Below are 20,661 nucleotides of genomic sequence, written 5' to 3'. Positions count from 1 at the left end.
GACTTGGAAAATGGTAAGAATTGCAGTTCTCGGCGCAGGACGCATCGGTAAGATCCACGCGGCCAGCGTGGCGGCAAATCCAAAAGCCAAGTTGGTGGCCGTCGCCGATCCTTTCGCAAATGCCGCCCAGCCGGTAGCGGACGCATACGGCGCCGAGGCGATGACGGACGCCACGGCGGCGATCGAGCGATCGGATATCGATGCGATCGTCATCGGCACCCCGACCGACACCCATGTCGGCTTCATGATGAAGGCAATCGAACTCGGTAAAGCGGTACTTTGCGAGAAGCCTATCGACCTTGACATTGCCAAGAGCGAGGCCGCCGCCGCCGCGGTGGAGCGTGCGGGTGGCAAGGTGATGCTGGCCTTCAATCGCCGCTTCGACAGTACCTTTGCCGAAATGCGCCGCGCCATCGACGCCGGGCGTATCGGCGCTGTTCGCCAGGTGGTCATCTCCAGCCGCGATCCCGGAATGCCGCCGCCTGCCTACGTCAAAACCTCCGGCGGCATCTTCAGGGACATGACCATTCATGACCTGGACATGGCCCGCTGGCTTCTCGGCGAAGAACCCGTACTTGTAACCGCCGTTGGTTCCCGTCTGGTCGATCCGGATCGTCTGGTCCAGTATGACGATTACGATACGGCGATGGTGGTTCTGCAGACCGCAAGCGGCAAACAAGCACACATCAACAATTGCCGTGAAGCCGTTTATGGCTATGACCAGCGTGTCGAGGTGCTCGGTTCGACCGGCATGCTGACACAGGACAACCTACGCCCTACCACAATGCGTGTGACCACGGCAGAGTTGACCGACGCCCGCGAGCCATTGCTGAACTTCTTCCTTGAACGTTATGCACAGGCGTACCGCGCGGAGATGGACGCATTCATCGATGCAATTCATGGCGACAAGCCAATGCCGACGACTGTCCGTGATGGCGTACTGGCTTTACGCCTCGCCGAGTGTGCGGTCGAATCCGCGCGGACCGGCCGCGCCGTCGCCGTCTGAAACAAAAGCAGGAAGGGAGATAACGGTCATGTCCTACGCTATCGGAAACGAAACCACACTTGGAATCGCTTGCCTCGGCATCACACACCCACACACGTCGGGCCGGGTGAAGGCGTTTCAACGGATGCCAAACGCGAAGGTTTTAGGCGCCTACGATGCGAGTCCGCTGCTTGATCCATTCGTTGAGGCCATGGGGATTGCCAAGCGGACCAAGGAGGAAATTCTCTCCGATCCGGATGTGCACGCGGTTCTCATCCATCCCAAGAGCTACCTGATGGCCGACTGGGCGATAGAGGCGATGGAAGCAGGCAAGGCTGTTCTCTGTGAAAAGCCCGCCGGTCGAGGATCGGTCGATACGTCACGTCTGGTGGAATGTGTAGAGCGAACCGGGCAGCTCTTCCAGGTCGGCTATTGCTGGCGCTACGCGCCCTCGGTCGACAAAATGCAGGAAGTCCTCCAAGCCGGTCAACTGGGCAAGGTGCTGCAGGTTCGAGCGCATGCTGGCTGCTCGCATGGAGAAGCGGATACCGATCACATGCGCCAACCCGGCGACATTGGCGGCGCGTTCTACGTGATTGGCTGCCATACGATCGATCGCTTGCTGTTACACTTCGGAATGCCGCATTCGGTCAACGCTCGGATCACCAAGTTCGACGGTGTGATGACGCCGAATGCACGCGAAGATGCCGTTGGTGCCATTCTGAATTACGCCGACAAGCTGATCACAATCGACTTCATGTCGTGGGATCCGCTGCCCTGGACCGAGAGTTGGGACATCACCGCCTACGGGACAGAGGGCGTCATGCACTCGCGTCCTTTGCCCGCCTCCTACAAGCTCTACAGCACCGGAAAAGCGGGACTTCCCGAAGGTTGGACCGAATGGAACGAGACAAGCTTTCCCGAGATTTGGGCCGTTCGTAAGACCGTCTACTCGCCTGAAATCGCAGAGATCGGAAACCCGGTTTATTTCGATCGCGAGGCAGCAGCCTTCGCGAACTCCATGCGGTCTGGGGCTTCATCGAACGTGCCCGTGCACCAGGCCCATAACATCAACCGCATCTTGGAAGCGCTTTTTCAATCGTCGTCGCAGAACGGAACCGAGATCAAGCTCTAATCCTTCGAATGGCATACCGTCATGCCAGCCAAACCTCCTACGCGCTTCCGGAGTAGTACAATGATCAAGCATATCGTGATGTGGAATATGGCGGGCGATACGAAGGAGGATCGCTCCATGGCGGCGAAATTTCTTCAAAGCCGCTTCGAGGAGCTACGGGGTGAAGTTCCGGGCTTGCTTCATCTCGAGGTGGGTCTCGACCATAGCCGCGTCGATTACGCCTGTGATGTCGTCCTCTACACCGAATTCGAGAGCCAGGAGGCTCTCGATGCCTATGCAACACATCCAGCGCACCTGCGGGTCAAGGGTGAACTTGGGCAGATGCGGGTCGCACGTTTTCAGGTCGACTACGCAGTCGCTAGGAACGCTCTTTGAAATCGCTATGGGAGTACAGTCATGAGGGCTTTCATCTATAGTATGCTTCCTTCGAGGGTCGTCTTCGGCGCCGGAAAGGTTTCCACGATCCGTCAGGAGGTAGAGGCGATAGGGTCTACGCGCGCGCTGGTCCTGTGTACTCCGCCACAACGAGCGCAAGCTGAGATGGTGGGGGAGCTACTTGGCTCCCGACTTGCCGGTATTCACGATGGCGCCGAGATGCACGTACCAATCGAGAGTGCGCGAAAAGCACGAACTCTGGCGGCCGAACTCGGGGCTGACTGCGTCGTCGCCGTTGGCGGCGGTTCTACCATAGGTCTCGGCAAGGCGATCGCACTCGAAGCGCCGATCCCGGTCATTGCGATCCCGACCACCTATGCTGGATCGGAGATGACACCAATCTACGGCATCACCGAGGGCGGCTTAAAGCGGACGGGCAAGGATGTGCGTGTCCTCCCGCGCTCGGTGATCTACGACCCCGATCTGACGATGTCCTTACCACTCGGCATGTCGCTCGTAAGCGGCATGAACGCGATCGCCCATGCTGCCGAGGGACTGTACGCACAGGATGGCAACCCTGTGATGTCTCTGATGGGTCAAGACGGAATTCGTGCCCTCGGAGAGGGAATGCCGAGACTGGTCGAAGCGCCTGATGACAAGGAGGCCCGCGCACTGTGCCTCTACGGCGCCTGGCTCTGCGGTATGGTGCTGGGGAATGTCGGTATGTCGCTGCATCACAAGCTTTGCCATACGCTTGGCGGCAGTTTCAACCTGCCACACGCCGAGACGCATACTGTCGTTCTGCCGCATGCTTTGGCTTACAATAGCCTCGCCGCGCCAGAAGCAATGGCGCGGATCGCAACGGCAATTCACGCCCCCGAAGCACCTCTCGGCCTCCATCGAATGGCAGAGAAGCTTGGGATGCCCACGGCACTGCGTGATCTCGGGCTTAAAGAGGCCGACCTCGACCAGGCCTGCGAGATTGCGCTTTCCAATCCTTACTGGAATCCGCGCCCGATCGAGAAAGCATCATTGCGGGCACTCCTTCAGCGAGCCTGGGAAGGAGCCGAGCCACGACCGTGAGGAGAGGGTAAGCGTATTTCGCTGTTACTCCATCATTGGTGGTCGCCTGATGGAGAAGGATGATGGCCGGAGGACGATCAAGGCTGTGCCCCTAGGGAGGGAATGAGATGGACGCATATTTTACCGAAGAAGGCTCTGTCGAGGCGGTCAACGCCCGCGTGAGCCCGGAAGCAAACCCTCGCCTCGCCGCGGTCATGGCTTCAATGGTCAGGCACCTCCACGCCTTTGCTAAGGAGACACAACTCACGCAGGAAGAGTGGGAGATCGGCATCGATTTCCTCACCAAGGCTGGGAAGATGTGTTCGGGAGAAAGACAGGAGTTCATTCTCCTCAGTGACACGCTCGGATTCTCGATGCTGGTTGACGCCATCAACAACCGCCGTCCCGAAGGCGCAACGGAAAATACCGTTTTCGGGCCGTTTCACGTCGCCGGCGCGCCGGAGCGTCCGATGGGAGCGAACATCTCCCTCGACGGAAAGGGCGATAGCTGTCTCTTCGAGGGCCAGGTCATGGATTTTGAGGGCAACCCGATCGCGGGCGCCCGGATAGACGTCTGGTCTGACAACGCAGAGGGCTACTATGATGTGCAACAGCCAGATGTTCAGCCGAAGTGGAACAATCGCGGAATTTTCGTCACTGGCGCAGACGGACGCTACAGCTTCGTCGGCATCAAGCCGGTTTCATACCCCATTCCGGATGACGGACCAGTTGGCCAGATGCTAGGCCTCCTTGGTCGCCATCCTTTCCGGCCTGCCCATATGCACTATCTTGTCACAGCCGCCGGCTTTCAAACGGTCGTGACCCACACGTTCGTAGGAGACGACCCATATCTTGACTCCGACACGGTATTCGGCGTGAAGCGCTCGCTTTTAGCACCGTTTGAGCCTTGCAAAGACGGGACAACGATGTGGCGGTCACCTTTCAATTTCGTTCTCGTTTCGGTCTCCAATACAAGCGGCTCCCCTGCCCCACTCGAGGCAGGATAGCACCATTTGCTTTCGGTGACGAATACGCGAAAAAGCGACTTGCCGAAGTTCGAGCGGTCTAAGCGACGACCGCTCTGGCGTATTGATGCCGCCGAAGCTTAGCTTGATCGGCGTCTGCTCTCGGGAAGACGCCACCCTAGGCCCTACGACCGAAATGAGGTCGCTTTGCCGCCTGGGGCCACTACGCTGCCACGGCCTTCGGGGCCTTTACCGTTGCGAAAAGCGGCGAGGCGAGAAGATAAAGTGCTGCACCCACCAGCCATACGGTGCCGATCCAGATGCTTTTGGTCGAAAAGAACACTGCAGTGGTGAGCACCGGCCCCACTATGCCTGCCAGGCTCATCAGGCTGGCCAGCACACCCTGCAACTGGCCCTGCTGGTCATCGCTCACGCGGCTGGTCACCAGCGATTGCAGCGCCGGCATGGCAACGCCACCCAATGCAAACAGAGGCGCTACCGCGTAACCCATCCAGCTCTGGTTGGCGAAGGCCATCAGCACATACGCCAGCATGTCGAATGCAATGCCGATCATCAACGTGCCCAGGTCACCAAAGCGGCGCGAAAGCGGTCCGACGAGAAAGGCCTGAGCCAGGGCGCCGCTGATGCCGAAAGCGGACAGTGACAGGCCCATGTGCACCGAATCCCATCCGAACCGCTCGGCGCCATAGAGCACCCAGATTGTTCCCGGTATGGCTGCCACCAGACCGAAGACGACAGAGACGGTTACGAGTGGTAGGAGCGGCTTGAAATTCCAAAGCCACACCAATGGCGCCACGGGATTGAGTTCTTTGAACGCGAACTTGCCCGGACTAGCCTTTCGACTTTCCGGCAGGACAAACAGCGCGATGAGCAGATTGAGGCCATTGAACAGGGCTGCCACAAGAAACGGCGAGCGGAGCCACCAAGCGCCCATGACGCCGCCGATGACGGGACCGATGATAAAGCCCAGGCTCATCACGGCGCCAACGGTCCCAAACCGCTGCGCACGCCGCTCGGCTGGGGTGATGTCGGTGATGTAGGCGCTTGCCACCGCCATATTGGCGCTGGTTATCCCCGCCATGGCCCGCCCGACCACGAGCACCCAACCGAGGGGGGAAAGTGCCATGACGAGGTAATCGAGCAAGGTGCCAGCCAAAGAGAGCAGCAACACCGGGCGCCGGCCAAACCGATCACTGAGCGCACCAAGGACCGGCGAGAAGACAAATTGCATGATGGCATAGACCGCCAGCATCATCCCATAGAGCAATCCGATGTCGCCGCCACCCGTCACCTCGGCCAGCAGGTTCGGCAGGATGGGGAAGATCAGGCCCGCGCCAATGGCATCCAGGGCAACGGTTGAAAGAATAACGAAAAGGGCCTTGTTCATACTGGGGCGTCCCGATAAGCTTTATCAGTGATAAATTTATCGGTGATAAGCTCCCTTATCGATGATAAGTCAAGAGGTGTTCTTCCATGGCTATCGGACGTGATCGCATTGTCGATGAGGCCCTGCTGCTGCTGGACGAGGTGGGAATAGACAAGCTTTCCACCCGCAAGCTTGCAGAGCGGCTGGGCGTCCAGCAGCCGGCGCTCTACTGGCACTTCCGCAACAAGTCGGAATTGCTCGACGCCATCAATTCCGAGATGCTGCTGCGCTATCACAGTGATCGCCTGCCCAAACCCGGCCAGGATTGGGTGACGTTCACGCTGGCCAATGCCCGCAGCATTCGCAAGACCCTGCTCACCGTGCGCGATGGCGCGCGGCTGACCGCAGGTACACGGCCTTCCGTCGCCGAATTTGCCGATGCGGAAAAGGTCTTGCAGCTCTATGTCGATACTGGATTTTCCGCAGAGGAGGCGTTTGGAATCGCCATTTGCGTGACGCGCTATGTGGTCGGCTATGTTCTTGAAGAACAAGGGGAGCGCGAGCGGGAACAGATAGACCAAAACTCACCCAATCCCGACTTCGCGGCGGAAGTGGAGCCGTTCCCCCTGCTCGCAAAAGCTCTTGAGACCTTCCACAGGGTCGGAACGGTCAACACTGAAGCCGTGTTCGAGAGTGGGCTAAGTTACCTGCTGGCAGGCATGCAGGAGAAATTGCGGGCGAAACAGGCAGGATGACCTGGAAACGCTCAGACTAGTGTTCCACCGCGTCCACCGCATGACACTATAGTCCGCCGCTACGTTTCACGGGAATGGCCGCTTTCCTGCGTCACTGCGATCACCCCGAACGTCTGAAATGACGGCGCCAAGCGGAAATCATTTCCGTTGTCGGCCCAAACGAACTCATCGGCTAGACGCTTCACCGCCACCGTGGACGATCAAAGTCACAAGGAGCAATCGATAGAAAGCATGTGGTCCCTGCCCATGCGGTCGCCATAGACCGGGAATTTGGACAGCAACGTATCAATGGCCTGAACGTCTGCAGCATTCAGTTTGACGTTTTGGGCACCAAGATTTTCCAGCAGATGCGCTTCGTTGCCGGGGATCGGCACGATGATGGGGCTTTTTGCCATCAGCCATGCGAGGGCGATTTGGGGTGGGGTCGCCCCCTTCGTTGCTGCATAGTCCTCGAGCCAATCGATGATCGGCATGAATTCCGTTGAGAACCCAGGAATACCTGTCGATCGATCTGCGATGTATTTCACATGTGATAGTGGTTATTGTCCTGGGGCCGTGAGCGGTTTCATGAAGCAATCGCTCACCTATCAAGAGGTTTGTACGTTTGCGTCTGGAGCTTCGATCGTGCTTTCCTACTCATTTGGGCCGTACGTACTTGTACCAGAGCGGCAGTCGCTGACGCGCGAACAGACGGCCGTTCGTATTGGTAGCCGCGCACTGGAAATTTTGGCGGCGCTGATCGAGCGTCCCGGCGAACTGGTGGGCAAGGCTGAGCTTGTGTCGCGCGTCTGGCCGAATACCTTCGTCGAGGACAGCAATCTCAAGGTGAATGTTGCCGCTCTTCGTCGGGCGCTGGGCGATGCTCCAGACGGCACGCAATACATAGCGACGGTGAGCGGCAGGGGCTATCGCTTCGTCTTTCCCGTGCGTATTTCGGGTCAGAGTGACACCTCCGTCACGGCGAAGTCTCAGGATGAGCGCACGCACAATCTGCCTGTTTCAACGACCCGTTTGGTGGGAAGAAGCGATGCTGTTGATGCAATCCGGTGTGCACTTGAAGTATCGCGCCTCTTCACGATCGTTGGCCCGGGTGGCGTTGGCAAGACGAGGTTGGCTCTCGCAATCGCTGATCAACTGAGTGCAGCCTACGACCATGGCATCTGGTTCGTTGATCTGGCGACCGTCACCGATGCAGCTCTCGTACCGACGTCGATCGCCACGGCGATGGGGTTGAGGGTCCACTCGGCGAATATCAAGGCTGCGGTCGCCGCTTTCGCAGCCGACCGGGAATTCATGCTTGTGCTCGACAATTGTGAGCACCTCATCGAAGCGGTGGCCTCCTGCGCAGAAACGCTTCTAGCCGCCGCCGCAAGGGTACGGATTCTCGCCACGAGCCGAGAACCGATGCGAGTTCTCGGCGAGCAGGTCTATCGCCTGCCACCTCTCGAAACACCACCCGAGGTGTCCGGACTTTCCGCAGCCAAGGCTTTGGCGTTTCCGGCCGTCGAGCTCTTCGTCGAGCGCGCCGCCGGAAGTCGCGGCGAGTTCAAGCTCAGCAACGTGAACGCGCCGGTTGTGGCTGAGATCTGCCGCAGGCTCGACGGGCTGGCACTCGCGATCGAACTCGCCGCGCCGCGATTGGATGCGTTCAGTACACGGGAACTCCTCGACCTTCTCGCCGATCAATCTCATGTGTCGAGTGATAGGCGGAGCGGCGACCCTCGCCACCACACCTTGGCTGCAATGCTGGACTGGAGCTATGGGCTGCTCCCCGAGCCTGAGCGCATCCTGCTTCGACGCCTCTCGGTCTTTGCAGGCGCCTTCAGTCTCGAATCGGCATGCGCCGTTGCAGTCGACAAGGGTCGTGACCGCTCCGAATACATTCACGGTGTCGCGAACCTCGTTGCGAAGTCGCTTATATCGACGGAGAGAGGAGAGCTAGGGACGCACTACAGATTGCTCGACACAACCCGTAGACATGTGCTGCAGAAACTTGACGAAAGCGGCGAAAGTAACGGCCTGCGCCAGCGCCACGCCGAACATCTCCTCGAACTCGCAAAACGCGCCGAGGCCGAATGGAGAATCCGGCCGACGGCCCACTGGCTCGCCGAGTACGGGCGAAAAATGGACGATATCCGTAGTGCTTTGGGCTGGGCCTTTTCCGAGAACCGCAACATTGCAATCGGCGTAGCGCTCACGGTGGCCGCCCTCCCGTTTTGGGAACATCTATCTCTCGTGGAAGAGTGCCGCACAGGGTCAGAAGTCGCCCTCAGCAGTTGCTTTGCCAATTTCCGTAGCGCGAGCGACGACATGAAGCTGCAGTTTGCCTATGGAACGGCGCTGCTTCATACTCACGGCCCTCTTCAGGAGGTCAAGGAAGCCTGGACCACAGCGCTCGATTGTGCCGAGTTGCTCAACGACACCGACTACCGGCTCAGATGCTTTTGGGGATTGTGCGACTATTTCACATGGACGGGCGACCATCATGCAGCCCTCGTGATGGCGGAAGAGATCAGAAAGCTGGCAACCGATCGCGGCGATCGCGACGCACTCATTAATGTCGACAGGCAGTCGGGAACCGCTCTGCGCTACTTGGGAGAGCTTGCCGAGGCACGGCGTCACCTCGAACGTATGATCGCCCGATATATTCCTCCCGTGGCTCGCTCGGACATTGCGCGCTTCCAGTTGGACCCACGATCTGCGGCAAAGGGAACCCTTGCGAACGTCACCTGGCTGCAGGGGCATCCTGACAAGGCAGTTGCCATGGCGCAGCGTCAATTGGAAGGGGCACGGGCCGCCCGGCACGCCCTCGCAATCTGCAATGCTATAGTCCACACGACTTGCCCCATTGCGCTGTTGACGGGAGACCTTGCTGCCGCGGAGAACCTCCTTGTGGGCATCGAAGTTCATGTCGCGGAGCACGCGATGACGATTTGGAGTGCCATGAGCCGCTGCCTGCGCGCAGAGTGGCTGCTGCAGAGCGGCGATGCGTGTGGACTGGCGATGTTGAGAGGCGCGCTCGATGAGCTTCTTGCGGTAGGTTTCCGCATGCGTTGCCCTTTCTATATGGGCGTTTACGCTGCGGGCCTGGGGGATCACGGGGACGTTGAAGCGGGACAGATCGCGATCGGCGAGGCCATCGCGCTTTCGGCATCGACCGGTGAAATCTGGTGCATGCCGGAATTGTTGCGCATAAAGGCGGTTTTGTTAGGCAAGGAAAACGCCAACCGGACGGCGGAAGCCGCAGAAGTCCTTTATTTTCAGTCGCTCGACCTCGCACACCGCCAAGGTGCATTGTCATGGGAGCTGCGCACCGCAACGGCTCTCTCCGAGCATTGGGCTCAGTCGGGTCAAAGCGAAAGGGTTGGCGGACTTCTGGCACCGATTTATCGACGCTTCGGCGAAGGGTTCACCACCCGCGATCTGGCGAGGGCGCGCGCAGTCCTCGACGCTGTGGAGGATGCTGGCGAGAGGAGCACAAGCACTGCTCGTCAGGCTCGTCGCGAAGGGCATACACATCCGAATTCCTAGCGCACTAACGATCGCGTGCGGCGATCCAACATGAGCAGGATCGGAGCGACCGCGGCGATGCCCGCGAAGGTTGAGAAGGCCTCGACGTAGCGCGTACCCCCCGCGGCCATGATGTGCAGCGATGCCGGGCCAAGTCCTGCGCCCATGGTCAAAGCCATGTAGTTGATGCCGAAGAGCTTGCCGAAGCTTCGAACTCCGAATCGTTTCGACAGCAGGTAACCGATCGCGTCGCCCTCTGCTCCGGTGGCAAGGCCGAAGAAGACGGCGCTGACATAGACCGGGATCTGACCTTCGGAATTCAACAGAATGAAATGACCGACAACGGGCGACAGAAAGGCCAAGCTGGTTAATGGGACCGGGGGTAGTCTGTCAAGCAATGCCCCGAAGCCGAGGCGTATGACAATGAAGGACAATCCCACAAGGCTCATGACCAAGGCCGCCGTTGCTGTATCCGCTCCACGATCCGCCAGTACGACAGGGAGAGAAATAGAGCCGGCTGCAGCGGCGAAGTAGTTGAGAAAGAATGCGCCCAGCATCAGCCAGAAGCTCGCCGTCTCCACCGCCTGGTGGACAGTGTGGCCCTCGCCTGCGCGGTCGAGTCGCTGAAGCACGGGTGGATCACGAATAACAAAAAGGGCGACGGGAAGCGTGACCGTCATCGATATCAGACCGGCTGCCATGAATGCAAAGCGCCAGCCCGACTCGGAGATCAGGAATGCAAGGAAGGGAGGAACCGTTGCGATCCCAAGCCCCACAAAGGAAAGCATTACACCCAGTGCGAGACCGCGTCGCCCCGAGAACCATCCGACCACCACATGCGTGTAGGGCACGCCGGTCTGCGCGGCGCCCATGAGACTTGCCACGGCGACAGCCACGATGAATGTGGGCAAGCTCTGCGACGCAATCCCAACCCCGATCAGACCAATCGCCATCGACACGGACGAGACGGCAAGCACTCGGCGTGGGCCGAAGCGGTCCGTCAACGCGCCCACTACAGGCGACATAAGACCGTTTACGATGGCTATCGGTGCGACGACGGCGGCCACTACCGTCCGATCCCACCCGGTATCCTTGGTGATTGGCACGATAAAAACGCTAAAGCCATAGATCAGCACGATCCCGATGCTGAAATACATTCCCGCGCCTGCACCTAGCACGATTGCAATCAGTCTGGCCCGCCCCGCTGTCGTGTCCATATCTCAAGTGAGCCTTTGTTGGCGCCGGTCGAGGCCGCAGTCCGCTCGCAGGAAGACACCCGGTTGTCGGTTTCCTGCTTACCGGATCGCTGCTCGGTTCACCAAATTTCCCAGATCTTAACCAACCTCGCAAGCGTGGACTTGTTAGTATTTGCCCAGTCCCCGCGAACAACAGGAGGCAACAATGTCTCGCGAGCAAAGGCCAGCTACCCAACCAGACGACCCGGAGCGCCGCGCCATCCTTCGCGCCGCCGGAGGAGTTGCAATCGGCGGCATTGCCGGCGCCCTCTCGGTCAACGCAACTGCATCCGCGAAAGAAACGCCTGTCGCAACCCGCGATACAAATTCGCTCGGTGCCCGGCTCCAGGGCGTACAGCATTTCGGCCTGACCGTGCAGAACATGGAACGCGCGTACGAGTTCTATACCGCCGTGCTCGGTGGCACCGAAGTCTTCCGTCATGGTGACTTTCAAGGCGACGCCGTGCAGAACACACTGCTTGCCGACCAGGAGATCCTGGCCAATCAGCTCGGCGTCAATCCGCGGTCGATCGGCGTACCTGACCTCAGGGACGGCGCCCAACGCCTCGATGTGCGGTTCATCCAGTTCGACAACGTCGTCATTGAGCTCTTGCAATATCGCGATGCGGACCAACCTATGGGCGGTCCCAAGGCATTCGCCGAACCTTTGGAGCACATGAGCCCGGCTTTTCCGCGAATGATGCACATCTGCTTCTATGTACGGGATGATGTCGACTTCAATCAGTTCATCGCCGATCTCGAGGCGGAGTCCGCGCGTCGCGGTATGACACAGGTACGAGCAAATCGCATCATACGTGTTTCGACTGAAGACGAACGAAAGGCGGCCCCCAAGAGCGCCAACACCAACAAGGTGACCGTTGCGCCATCAGACGGCTGGGAACTGATTTATTGCAAGGGGCCTGAAGGAGAACAACTGGAGTTCGTGAAGGCGCTTGGACCGGTGAAGAAGCGGTTCACAGATGCATTGGACGCCCATTTGCGCATGGCAAGTGCGAATTGATCCCAACAGGCATCAGCAACAATTTTACAAGCCGGCTGCCAGAATTGGCGATCAGGCCATCTATCTACACGTGGCGAGATAAGGAGAAGGACATGAACATAATGCCGTCGCTGCAGACCTCCGCAATTCTGCTCGCGGGCCTGATCGGAGGGGAGGTTCTCCAAACTCACGCGCTCGCGCAAGAAGGGCCGGGCCAGGGCTACGCCAGAATTGCCAGCGGAGCCTATTCGGTGGTTGCCGAGGTCCGTGCCAAACCTGGCAAGCAGGCCGAACTACGGGCCATCACGCTTCCCCTTATAGACCTTGTCCGCAGCGATCCCGCGAACCTTGTCTATTTTCTACAGGAAAACCGAGAGACACCCGGGCACTTCATCTTTTACGAAATCTTTGCCAACGAAGCCGACTTCGAGGCTCATAACACCATGCCCTACGTGCAGGATTGGTTTGCCAAGCTGCCGGACCTCGCTGAGGGCGGAGTAAAAGTGACGCGAATGCAGATCCTCGCACCGGCCGGCAACTAGCAAGCCTCCCACGAAACCAGACGGCGAACAAAGACCATCGCCGATTGCCGGGCAGAACATGCTCGTGCGGCGGGCGAGCGGCTCTCGCATACGACACCGTCAGACCAGGAAGAGCTGCGATATGAGACTAAAAGGCAAAGTCGCATTGGTCACAGGAGCCGCAGGCGGTATCGGCCTTGCCGTCGCGGACCTGTTCGACAGCGAGGGCGCCGTCGTCGTTGCCGGAGATGTCAAGCCGCCCGAAAAACCCTATCCTGGGGCCATCGAAGCGATGACGCTTGATGTAACCAGCGAAGAGCAATGGGCAAGGGTCGTTGCTGCGATCGTCAGGAAGCATGGCCGTCTTGACGTTCTTGTAAACAATGCCGGCATTATCGCCTACGAGCCGCTCGACAAGCTGGAGATGAAGGCGTGGCTAAAGATCATCGCCGTAGACCAGACCGGCGTTTTCCTCGGCATGCGGGAGGCAGTTCACGTCATGCGCAAACAGCAGGCCGGCTCGATCGTCAACATCTCCTCGATCTGGGCAAGTGCGGCGGTTGCGGGTGCACACGCCTACCATGCCGCCAAAGGTGCTATTCGCAGCATGTCGAAAAACGCGGCGATGACCTACGTATCCGACGGAATCCGGGTCAATTCCCTACATCCGGGCTTCATACATACACCGTTGACTGATGCGCAGGCACCCGATCTGAATCAAACTATCATCGCCATGACGCCGATGAAACGCGGCGGCACTCCGATCGAGATCGCCTACGGCTGCCTGTATCTGGCTTCCGAGGAGGCAAGCTACGTGACCGGCGTCGAATTGAACATCGATGGCGGTTATCTCGCCCAGTAGCGCAAGAGACATGCGGGTCATCAGCTTAACGGTTGGCCGATAGGACACACGGCGCCACCGCCGCCCAGATCGCCATCGCCTGGCTTCAGGCTCAGGAAAGCGTCATCACGATTCCCAAAGCCGTTCGCCCCTCGAGCCGGCGAGCCAATCTCGATGCGCGCGACATTCGCCTCGACGACGAGGACCGCGCGGCCATCGCGGCTCTGTCGAACATGGGGTCCTTCTCGCCGAAGTCAGCACCGGTAGCTGAGCCGACCCTCCAGCTCCATCAGCCGCTCGGCGGCAAAGCCGATCATCTCACGCAATAAATCTGCATCGGCGCTCTTCTCAACAAGCGAACGCACGTTCATCATATCATTGGTCATCGGTGGTCTTTCCGTCAGGTTGGTCTTCAACAACCCGATCCTAGCGGAAAACACTGATGGGCGCCCGCAAACCCAATCACCCGCTACAGCGCTATGAAAAGCGCGCGGGTGCTCGGCTTTGCTACCTCCCGCCACCTACACCACGCGGCGGGGCACGATCTTTCATCGTTCTCAATGGCTGGGAACTACGTCAATGAGCAGGCTGATGCCGGCACGGTCGTAGCTTTAGATGCATATGGCCCGGAGAAGTACCAGCGTCTTGCGCGCCTGAAGACGCGGCTCGATCCGCACAATATGTTCCGTCTCAATCAGAACATCACGCCGCTGGCTTGAGTCCTATTCGCAAGATGCGAGGTCGGTCCCGGCTGCCGACGTTGAGGATTTTTCAACAGAACAAATTTGTGGCAGTTTGCCGAACAGCACATTTTCCCCGTCGGAAGGAGGGTGCTCCAATCCGCTATAAAGAGTCACGTTGAGCCTGGTCCTGATGAATTGGCAGACCATGCAAACTACCTTCGAAGCAGGAAGCTCTCATGTGAAATGTTGAGAAAATGAGGTTTTCGGCGCAAGGAGGACCTTGACGGAGTCAAGCCGTCGACCTTTGCGTTCGACGCACCATAACGATGATTTATGGAACCAGCACCCTAACAGGCGTCAGATTGTAGCCGAAGGGCACCGTTGCTGGAACGGATCCCCCAATCTTGGCTCCGCACGGCAATCAGTACTTCGCATCCGGCAGTCCACAGAACGGGTCCACTGGGTTGTTCCGGTTGAATGGCACTTTGCCGAGCAAGGCTCTTACGACGGCCAGCTGCATGCTGTCTGTCGTCGAATAGGCATTAACGTACGCCGGCATCCGGGGGGCGTCGTAAAGCATATAGGGATAGCCCAGGGAAATCATCACCGTCGGGATCTCATGCCACGACCGTCGCATCGCTTTCCCGAAATCTCCCATGAGCCCAAGCCAGTCGAGAAATATCCGCCCCCGCGTGAGCAGCGTTTCTTCCCCAAACAGGTAGATGACAAGGTCGAAACTATCCCTGCTGATAACGGTAGCTGATGTGTATTGCGTGACCTCAAACCCTTCGGCCGCTAGCAAATCAGGGATTATGAAGGGCTGAGGTTCCGGGACGAACGGAAAGATGATCCCCCTAGATACGACCAGCACCCGTCGGTGCTTTGCGGGTGAAACCGGCATCAGACCTTGGACGTCTTTGACAAGGGTCGGCACCCGATCGTTGAGCGCCCTTATGAAATCTTCATCCTCTGCCCTGTTGCGCTCGCTGGTGGGTCGTTGCTCGCCGTGGAGGCCGAGGGCGGCCTTCAAAGCCAACTGCCGTTTGACAGCATCGTCTATGCGCGCCCAAGTCAGCCGCCCATCGACAAGCGCTGCTCGCAGGTGACCTATGTCTTGGTCTACATCGTTAGAAAACAAAATGACGTCACAACCGGAAGCGATGATTTCAGGCAGATGCTCCGAACGGGGCGACCACGATCCGAGCCCTGCCATTGCTGTGGCATCCGACACGATCAGGCCGTTGAAACCCAGTTGCTCCCGCAAAAGCGTCTGGTTCAGGTAATGACTGATCGAGGCAGGCCGGTAGGCTTCAATCTCCGCGCTATCAGCCGCCACCCCTCTTACATAGGATGGCAAAGCGATGTGCCCGGACATCACCGACATGACGCCCGCATCGATAGCATTGCGATAGAGACGTCCGAAGTTCTCCTGCCATTCTTCCATGCTGAGTGGGTTGATGGTGGTCAACAGGTGTTGGTCCCTGTCGTCAAACCCCTCCCCCGGCCAGTGTTTGACCGTGGCTGCGACACCCTCAGCCTGAAACGAGGCGATTTGTGTCAATGCATGGCGTTCGATGGTATCGATGTTTGAGCCAAATCCACGCGTCGCGACAATGGCGCTTCTAAACGCCGCGTTGATGTCGACGACGGGGGTGAAGGACCAGTTGATCCCATAGGCGCGGGCTTCGGCTGCCATGATATCGCTGACACGCGCTGTTGCCGCGATGTCATCCACTGCGGCCAGCGCCAGCGGGTTGGGCACTTCGATCCCGCCGGGCAAACTCATGCGGCTGCCTTCAAGGTCGGCAGAGACCAGTAGAGGCACCGGGGCAGCAGCGTTGAAGGCAGAGATCAGAGCACGTTCGGTTTCGGGATCGGCAGCCGGAACGCGGGTGATCGATCCAGGCTGAAATGCCTGTTGGGCGGCAAGACGTTCGGGGTCCAATCCAGCACAGCGCAGATTGAACAGTTGCGCGAGTTTCTGATCCGGCGTCAATTTGGCAAAGGACGCGTCCACCCATGCGAGCGCAGTCGCGTCGAGATGAAATGGTGCGACTGAGTATGGGTGCGACATGGAGGACCCCGGTACCATTTTGAACAAACGGGTGAAATGGTTTGACCTAAATCGATCGGGCCTCACGGTAGCCACTATCGACAGTTCAGGCAAGCTGACGACACCGCGCCACCGGCATTCGACGCTGTTCGGAATGATTTTTTGGCAGGATAACCCGCTACGTCGTAAACACGCTGGATCTGGTGTACTCAAACGCGCTCTACGGCTCGAACCTAATCGAACTCATTTTCACAGCAGCCGAAAGCCTCGGCCGCGAAAGAACGGCCGGGGCGTGAAAAGTAGGCATTCGAAACATCGTCACTCCTAACGCGCGAACTTGTAATTTCTCAACAGTATGCCCAGAAGATCAAACAAATCACCCGAAATGCTGGCCGCGCGCAGGTCTTTTAAGTGCTGCCTTAGCTCCGCTTCTCGCCGTCGCGCGCAAGAACGAAATCGTGTTCGACCTCCCAGAACTCGCCGGCGAAATCGTAACTTTTGGCGCGTTCCGGGTCATGTGTGCGCTTGAACTGTGCGAGCAGGCTTTCCTTAACGCCAAAGACCGCGTCCGAATTTATGTAGGGATCGTCGGGATCGAAAATGTGAGTGATCAGGGTCTCGAAGCCATCGGCCTTGATGATGTAATGCAGATGGGCCGGACGGTTCGGGTGGCGACCCAGATGCTCGAGCATCTGTCCCACTGGACCGTCGTTCGGGATCGGGTAGTATTTTGGCTTTACCGCCCGAAACCAGTATCGACCGTCCGAGTCTGTGCGGAACACCCCGCGCAGATTGAAGTCCGGCTGGATGCCCTGCTGCTGTACGTCGTAGAAGCCCTCGTCATTGGCCTGCCAGACGTCCAACACCGCATCGTTGATCGGTTTTCCCGCCGTATCAAGAATCCGCCCACCGATCACCATGTCCTCGCCCTTCTGGTCCAGGCAAATATTGGCACCCATCGGCAGTTCCGGGGCGTCGGCGACATGAAACGGCCCCAGCACAGTACTTTCCGACGCCCCCGACGGCTTGCGGTTGTTGATTGCGTCCACCAGCATCGACACGCCGAGCGTGTCTGACAGCAGGATAAACTCCTGCCGCCATTCGTTACACATCTGACCGGTGCGGGTCAGGAACATAACCGCCTGCATCCATTCGTCCTGCGTCGGCTCGATCTCCTTGACCGCCTCGTGCAGTTTGCGGGTAACGATCTCCATGATCTGCTTCAGCCGTTCGTCCTTGGCGTTCTTGTTGCGGCCAGTGACGACCTCGACGGAATTTTCTTCGGTGAAGAAGCCCTTTTCGTGCGCGTCCATCACGACCTCACTTTCCAAGAATGGCGGGTAGAACGCGGCGCAGTTCCGCCGCGGGATCGTCTGCGATCGTTTCCCGCCGCCAGGCGACGTGATGGTCCGGACGCACCAGCAGGACGCCGCTATCGCGGATCTCCCGGATACTTGCCCAGTCGCCGTTGAAATCCTGCCAATGCTGCCGCGGCCCGATGACATGGGCGGCGAGTTCGATACCGAGTTCCTTGGCGAGATCCCGCGCTGCGTCGATCCAGCCCTGCCCGCCAATGCCGGTCAGCACCGTGAACTTTCCATGGCCGACGAGATCGAGTGTCGATACCTTTTTACCTGCCTCGGAGAACACCCAGGCATGCGGCAGACGCGCACCCGGCCAGCTCGTCTGCTGGCAATAAAGTTCGGAATCCTTGGCGAAGCCAGGCTCCTCCTGGCCGTCGGTGACCGCAGCACCGGACCGATACCGCTGGTTCATTTCGACGCCGTGGCAATCGAACTCGTAGACCTTGTCGGCGATCGCCTTGCGGATGGCGGCGCGCTGCTCTTCAGCGGCCTCTGTGTTGTTGCAGCGCGCGTCCATGTTCTGCTGCATCTTGACTGGATCGATGGAGTCGAGAAGGCCCAGCGCCTTGAAGATCGGGCCGAATTCCTCGATCGACTTGTTGGCCCGAGTGACGATCTGCTTGGCGATCGGCGCACGCTCGGCCTGATAGCTGTCGAGCAGCTTCGATCCTGCCGCGCCCTTCAGAACGTAAGCGAGCTTCCAAGCAAGATTGAATGCGTCCTGGATCGAGGTGTTGGAGCCAAGGCCGTTCGATGGCGGGTGGCGGTGGGTCGCGTCACCCATGCAGAAAACGCGGCCGTTCGACATGGTCGTCGCGTACATGTTGTTGACGGTCCAGGTCGACACCGACTTGATGGTCATTTCGAGATTGGGATCGCCTATGAGATCGCGCACCACCTTCTTGGCGTGAGCTTCGTCCACGGAAGGCGTCGGCTGATTGATGTCGTAACCCCATACGATCAACCACTCGTTCCAAGGACGCACCATGCGCACCAGCCCCATGCCAATGCCTCCGACGTCGGCGCCCGGCTGCAGCACCCAGTAAAGAACCGACGGGCGATGTGCGACGAGGCGCGACAGGTCGGCCTTGAACAGGATGTTCATGGAACCGGCGACGCCCATCTTGCCTTCGAACGCCAGACCAGCATGTTCCGCGACCTTCGAATTGCCGCCGTCGGCCCCGATGAGATATTTGGACCGAACCGTGAACTCCTTTTTCGTCAGACGGTCGAGACAGGTCGTCGTGACGCCGTCGTCGTCCTGCACATGGCGGAGATACTCGGTCGACATGCGGGACTGTGTGCCGCGAGAACATGCCGTCTTGAACAGCAGCGGCTCCATGAAGGTCTGCGGAAGATCGTTCATTTTCGTCGGAGACGATAGCTGATGCTCGGCACGGGACAGTGGATGCGTTCCCCAGCTCTTCATGCGCCCGATTTCCTCGCCGGTGAGGGACGTGCAAAACACATTCTCTCCCAACAGATCCTGTTCGGCTGCGAACATATAGGCCTCCTCCTCGACATCGCTGCCAAGATCGCGCAGCACCTCCATGGTGCGCTGGTTTGTGATGTGGGCTCTTGGCGTGCTGGCCAGCCAGCGGTAGCGGTTGATGACCAGGTTCTCCACGCCGTAGCTGGACAGAAGTGCAGCGGTGGCGGACCCGGCCGGTCCAGTCCCAATGATGAGTACGTCGGTGGTGATGTCAGCCATGAGGCCCTCCCATATGCGTGTCACTAAGCGGCCCGCCTTTAAGGACGCGGCGAACCGGGAAAAGTTGGATGCCCGTACGGTCTGAGAACAATCCCCACAGACCGCGTGGCGCAAAAAGCATTACGACAATGCTGAGAATGCCGAGCATCAGCAGATACCAGGAGCCGAAATCGGCAAGCAGGTTCTGCAAGAGGAAGAAGACGACGATCCCGAGAACGGGTCCTTCGATTGTGCCGATGCCGCCGATCACGACGATGAAGATGACGTAGGCCGTCCAGTCGGTGACCGAGAAGGCGGCGTCGGGCGAGATGCGGGCCTTCTGAACGTAGATCAGCGCTCCACAGGCCCCGGTGATGAAGGCCGTCGACAGGTAGACAAGGGCCTTGATCCTTTTTGCATCGACGCCGACGGCTCTTGCCGCCTGCTCGTTATCGCGCACTGCCGCCAGGCCGAGGCCCTGCTTGCTGCGCAGCAGACGATAGACGAAGCCGACCGTGGCGACGACGAGAACGAGTGCGAGCCAGTATGTCACCGCATCCCCGGCCTGCGAGGCCTTCATCCCGAAAGCGTCGCGCAGGAGGCCGACGCCGGCCATGTCGCGAGTAGTTTCCCGCGGAAGCGAGGTGCCGGTACCGCCCCCCAGCACTTTCCATTGAGCAAGCAGAAGCCGCATCACTTCGGCCACGACCCATGTTCCGATCGCGAAATATGGACCGTAGAGTCGGAAGGTAAAAAAGGCCGTGGGAATGGCGAGCGCCACCGAGAACACCCCAGCGATCAGGATCGCCAGCATCGGATCGATCCCGAACAGAATGACTGCGCCGAACATCGTGTAGGCACCAAATCCGACGAAGACCTGCTGGCCGACCGAGATCAGACCGGCGTAGCCGGCGAGCAGGTTCCAGCATTGGGCGAGAACCAGCATGGTGATGATGAAGAACAGATCCTGGATCACGCCGCGGGAGACGAACAGCGGAGCTGCGAACGCCACCAACAAAACTGCAACAACAGCCGCCGCTGTGAACGTGGACGCCTTCGTCCGCGTCTCGACCTGCCAGGTGGGAAGAACAATCGTCATC

At 59.1% G+C, this 20,661-nt stretch carries 18 protein-coding genes and 2 pseudogenes; 12 read left to right on the top strand and 8 right to left on the bottom strand.

All coding sequences use genetic code 11. The features are described 5' to 3' along the window. Positions 1-10 precede the first annotated feature (10 nt). The 5 genes from iolG (at position 11) to AC1D2R_RS24915 (ending at position 4,564) form a co-directional block, all read left to right on the top strand. The gene (gene iolG / locus AC1D2R_RS24935) at positions 11-1,006 is read left to right on the top strand and encodes an inositol 2-dehydrogenase (protein WP_477971513.1); all 996 of its coding nucleotides are present in this window, start codon (positions 11-13) and stop codon (positions 1,004-1,006) included. Between the two features lie 28 nt (positions 1,007-1,034). Then, positions 1,035-2,120 carry a Gfo/Idh/MocA family protein gene (locus tag AC1D2R_RS24930; RefSeq protein WP_477971511.1) on the top strand — a complete coding sequence of 362 codons (1,086 nt, stop codon included), beginning with the start codon at positions 1,035-1,037 and terminating at the stop codon, positions 2,118-2,120. A 60-nt stretch (positions 2,121-2,180) separates the two neighbouring features. After that, positions 2,181-2,495: a Dabb family protein gene (locus tag AC1D2R_RS24925; protein ID WP_477971509.1), complete on the top strand. Its 315-nt coding sequence runs from the start codon at positions 2,181-2,183 to the stop codon at positions 2,493-2,495. A 21-nt stretch (positions 2,496-2,516) separates the two neighbouring features. After that, positions 2,517-3,578 (top strand): maleylacetate reductase, encoded by a 1,062-nt coding sequence (locus tag AC1D2R_RS24920; protein ID WP_477971507.1) that lies wholly within the window; start codon positions 2,517-2,519, stop codon positions 3,576-3,578. 107 nt (positions 3,579-3,685) lie between these two features. After that, a complete protein-coding gene (locus AC1D2R_RS24915) occupies positions 3,686-4,564 on the top strand; it encodes an intradiol ring-cleavage dioxygenase (protein WP_477971505.1) in 879 nt (292 codons plus the stop codon). Between the two features lie 181 nt (positions 4,565-4,745). Here AC1D2R_RS24915 and tet(30) read toward each other — a convergent pair whose 3' ends face one another. Next, positions 4,746-5,930, bottom strand: coding sequence for a tetracycline efflux MFS transporter Tet(30) (gene tet(30) / locus AC1D2R_RS24910; RefSeq protein ID WP_477971503.1), 1,185 nt, complete (start codon positions 5,928-5,930; stop codon positions 4,746-4,748). Positions 5,931-6,016: 86 nt separating this feature from the next. On the opposite strand from tet(30), the gene AC1D2R_RS24905 reads away from it, so the two are divergent. Further along, positions 6,017-6,664, top strand: a complete 648-nt coding sequence (locus AC1D2R_RS24905; RefSeq protein WP_477971501.1) for a TetR/AcrR family transcriptional regulator C-terminal domain-containing protein — start codon at positions 6,017-6,019, stop codon at positions 6,662-6,664. Positions 6,665-6,870: 206 nt separating this feature from the next. Here the strand turns inward: AC1D2R_RS24905 and AC1D2R_RS24900 are convergent, their stop codons facing one another. Beyond that, positions 6,871-7,137 carry an aldo/keto reductase gene (locus AC1D2R_RS24900; protein ID WP_477971499.1) on the bottom strand — a complete coding sequence of 89 codons (267 nt, stop codon included), beginning with the start codon at positions 7,135-7,137 and terminating at the stop codon, positions 6,871-6,873. A gap of 151 nt (positions 7,138-7,288) precedes the next feature. On the opposite strand from AC1D2R_RS24900, the gene AC1D2R_RS24895 reads away from it, so the two are divergent. Then, positions 7,289-10,195 (top strand): ATP-binding protein, encoded by a 2,907-nt coding sequence (locus AC1D2R_RS24895; protein ID WP_477971498.1) that lies wholly within the window; start codon positions 7,289-7,291, stop codon positions 10,193-10,195. Here the strand turns inward: AC1D2R_RS24895 and AC1D2R_RS24890 are convergent. Next, positions 10,192-11,391 carry an MFS transporter gene (locus AC1D2R_RS24890; RefSeq protein ID WP_477971496.1) on the bottom strand — a complete coding sequence of 400 codons (1,200 nt, stop codon included), beginning with the start codon at positions 11,389-11,391 and terminating at the stop codon, positions 10,192-10,194. The genes AC1D2R_RS24895 and AC1D2R_RS24890 overlap by 4 nt on opposite strands. Before the next feature lie 184 nt (positions 11,392-11,575). Here AC1D2R_RS24890 and AC1D2R_RS24885 point away from each other — a divergent pair, with 184 nt between their 5' ends. From AC1D2R_RS24885 to AC1D2R_RS24870, 4 genes and pseudogenes are all read left to right on the top strand, one after another. Continuing rightward, positions 11,576-12,430: a VOC family protein gene (locus tag AC1D2R_RS24885; protein WP_477971494.1), complete on the top strand. Its 855-nt coding sequence runs from the start codon at positions 11,576-11,578 to the stop codon at positions 12,428-12,430. A 92-nt stretch (positions 12,431-12,522) separates the two neighbouring features. Further along, positions 12,523-12,951 carry a putative quinol monooxygenase gene (locus tag AC1D2R_RS24880; protein WP_477971492.1) on the top strand — a complete coding sequence of 143 codons (429 nt, stop codon included), beginning with the start codon at positions 12,523-12,525 and terminating at the stop codon, positions 12,949-12,951. 121 nt (positions 12,952-13,072) lie between these two features. Beyond that, a complete protein-coding gene (locus tag AC1D2R_RS24875; RefSeq protein ID WP_477971490.1) occupies positions 13,073-13,792 on the top strand; it encodes an SDR family NAD(P)-dependent oxidoreductase in 720 nt (239 codons plus the stop codon). A 32-nt stretch (positions 13,793-13,824) separates the two neighbouring features. Continuing rightward, a pseudogene (locus AC1D2R_RS24870) lies at positions 13,825-13,986 on the top strand (aldo/keto reductase); the annotation flags it as partial. A 26-nt stretch (positions 13,987-14,012) separates the two neighbouring features. Here AC1D2R_RS24870 and AC1D2R_RS24865 read toward each other — a convergent pair. After that, positions 14,013-14,157 (bottom strand): annotated as a pseudogene (locus AC1D2R_RS24865) (IS256 family transposase); the annotation flags it as partial. Positions 14,158-14,250: 93 nt separating this feature from the next. On the opposite strand from AC1D2R_RS24865, the gene AC1D2R_RS24860 reads away from it, so the two are divergent. Beyond that, on the top strand, positions 14,251-14,490 hold the full coding sequence (locus AC1D2R_RS24860) for a BBE domain-containing protein (RefSeq protein ID WP_477971488.1): 240 nt from the start codon (positions 14,251-14,253) through the stop codon (positions 14,488-14,490). A gap of 385 nt (positions 14,491-14,875) precedes the next feature. Here AC1D2R_RS24860 and AC1D2R_RS24855 read toward each other — a convergent pair whose 3' ends face one another. The 4 genes from AC1D2R_RS24855 to AC1D2R_RS24840 form a co-directional block, all read right to left on the bottom strand. Next, on the bottom strand, positions 14,876-16,528 hold the full coding sequence (locus AC1D2R_RS24855) for a glycoside hydrolase family 3 protein (RefSeq protein ID WP_477971640.1): 1,653 nt from the start codon (positions 16,526-16,528) through the stop codon (positions 14,876-14,878). A gap of 398 nt (positions 16,529-16,926) precedes the next feature. Then, positions 16,927-17,820 (bottom strand): intradiol ring-cleavage dioxygenase, encoded by an 894-nt coding sequence (locus AC1D2R_RS24850; RefSeq protein WP_477971487.1) that lies wholly within the window; start codon positions 17,818-17,820, stop codon positions 16,927-16,929. Positions 17,821-17,827: 7 nt separating this feature from the next. Continuing rightward, on the bottom strand, positions 17,828-19,582 hold the full coding sequence (locus tag AC1D2R_RS24845) for an FAD-dependent oxidoreductase (protein ID WP_477971485.1): 1,755 nt from the start codon (positions 19,580-19,582) through the stop codon (positions 17,828-17,830). Then, on the bottom strand, positions 19,575-20,660 hold the full coding sequence (locus tag AC1D2R_RS24840) for a branched-chain amino acid ABC transporter permease (protein ID WP_477971483.1): 1,086 nt from the start codon (positions 20,658-20,660) through the stop codon (positions 19,575-19,577). The genes AC1D2R_RS24845 and AC1D2R_RS24840 overlap by 8 nt, the downstream gene beginning before the upstream one ends. Position 20,661: the final 1 nt, after the last annotated feature.

The organism is Rhizobium sp. P1_C7, assembly GCF_056406295.1.
This window is presented reverse-complemented; position numbering and strand designations above follow the sequence as displayed.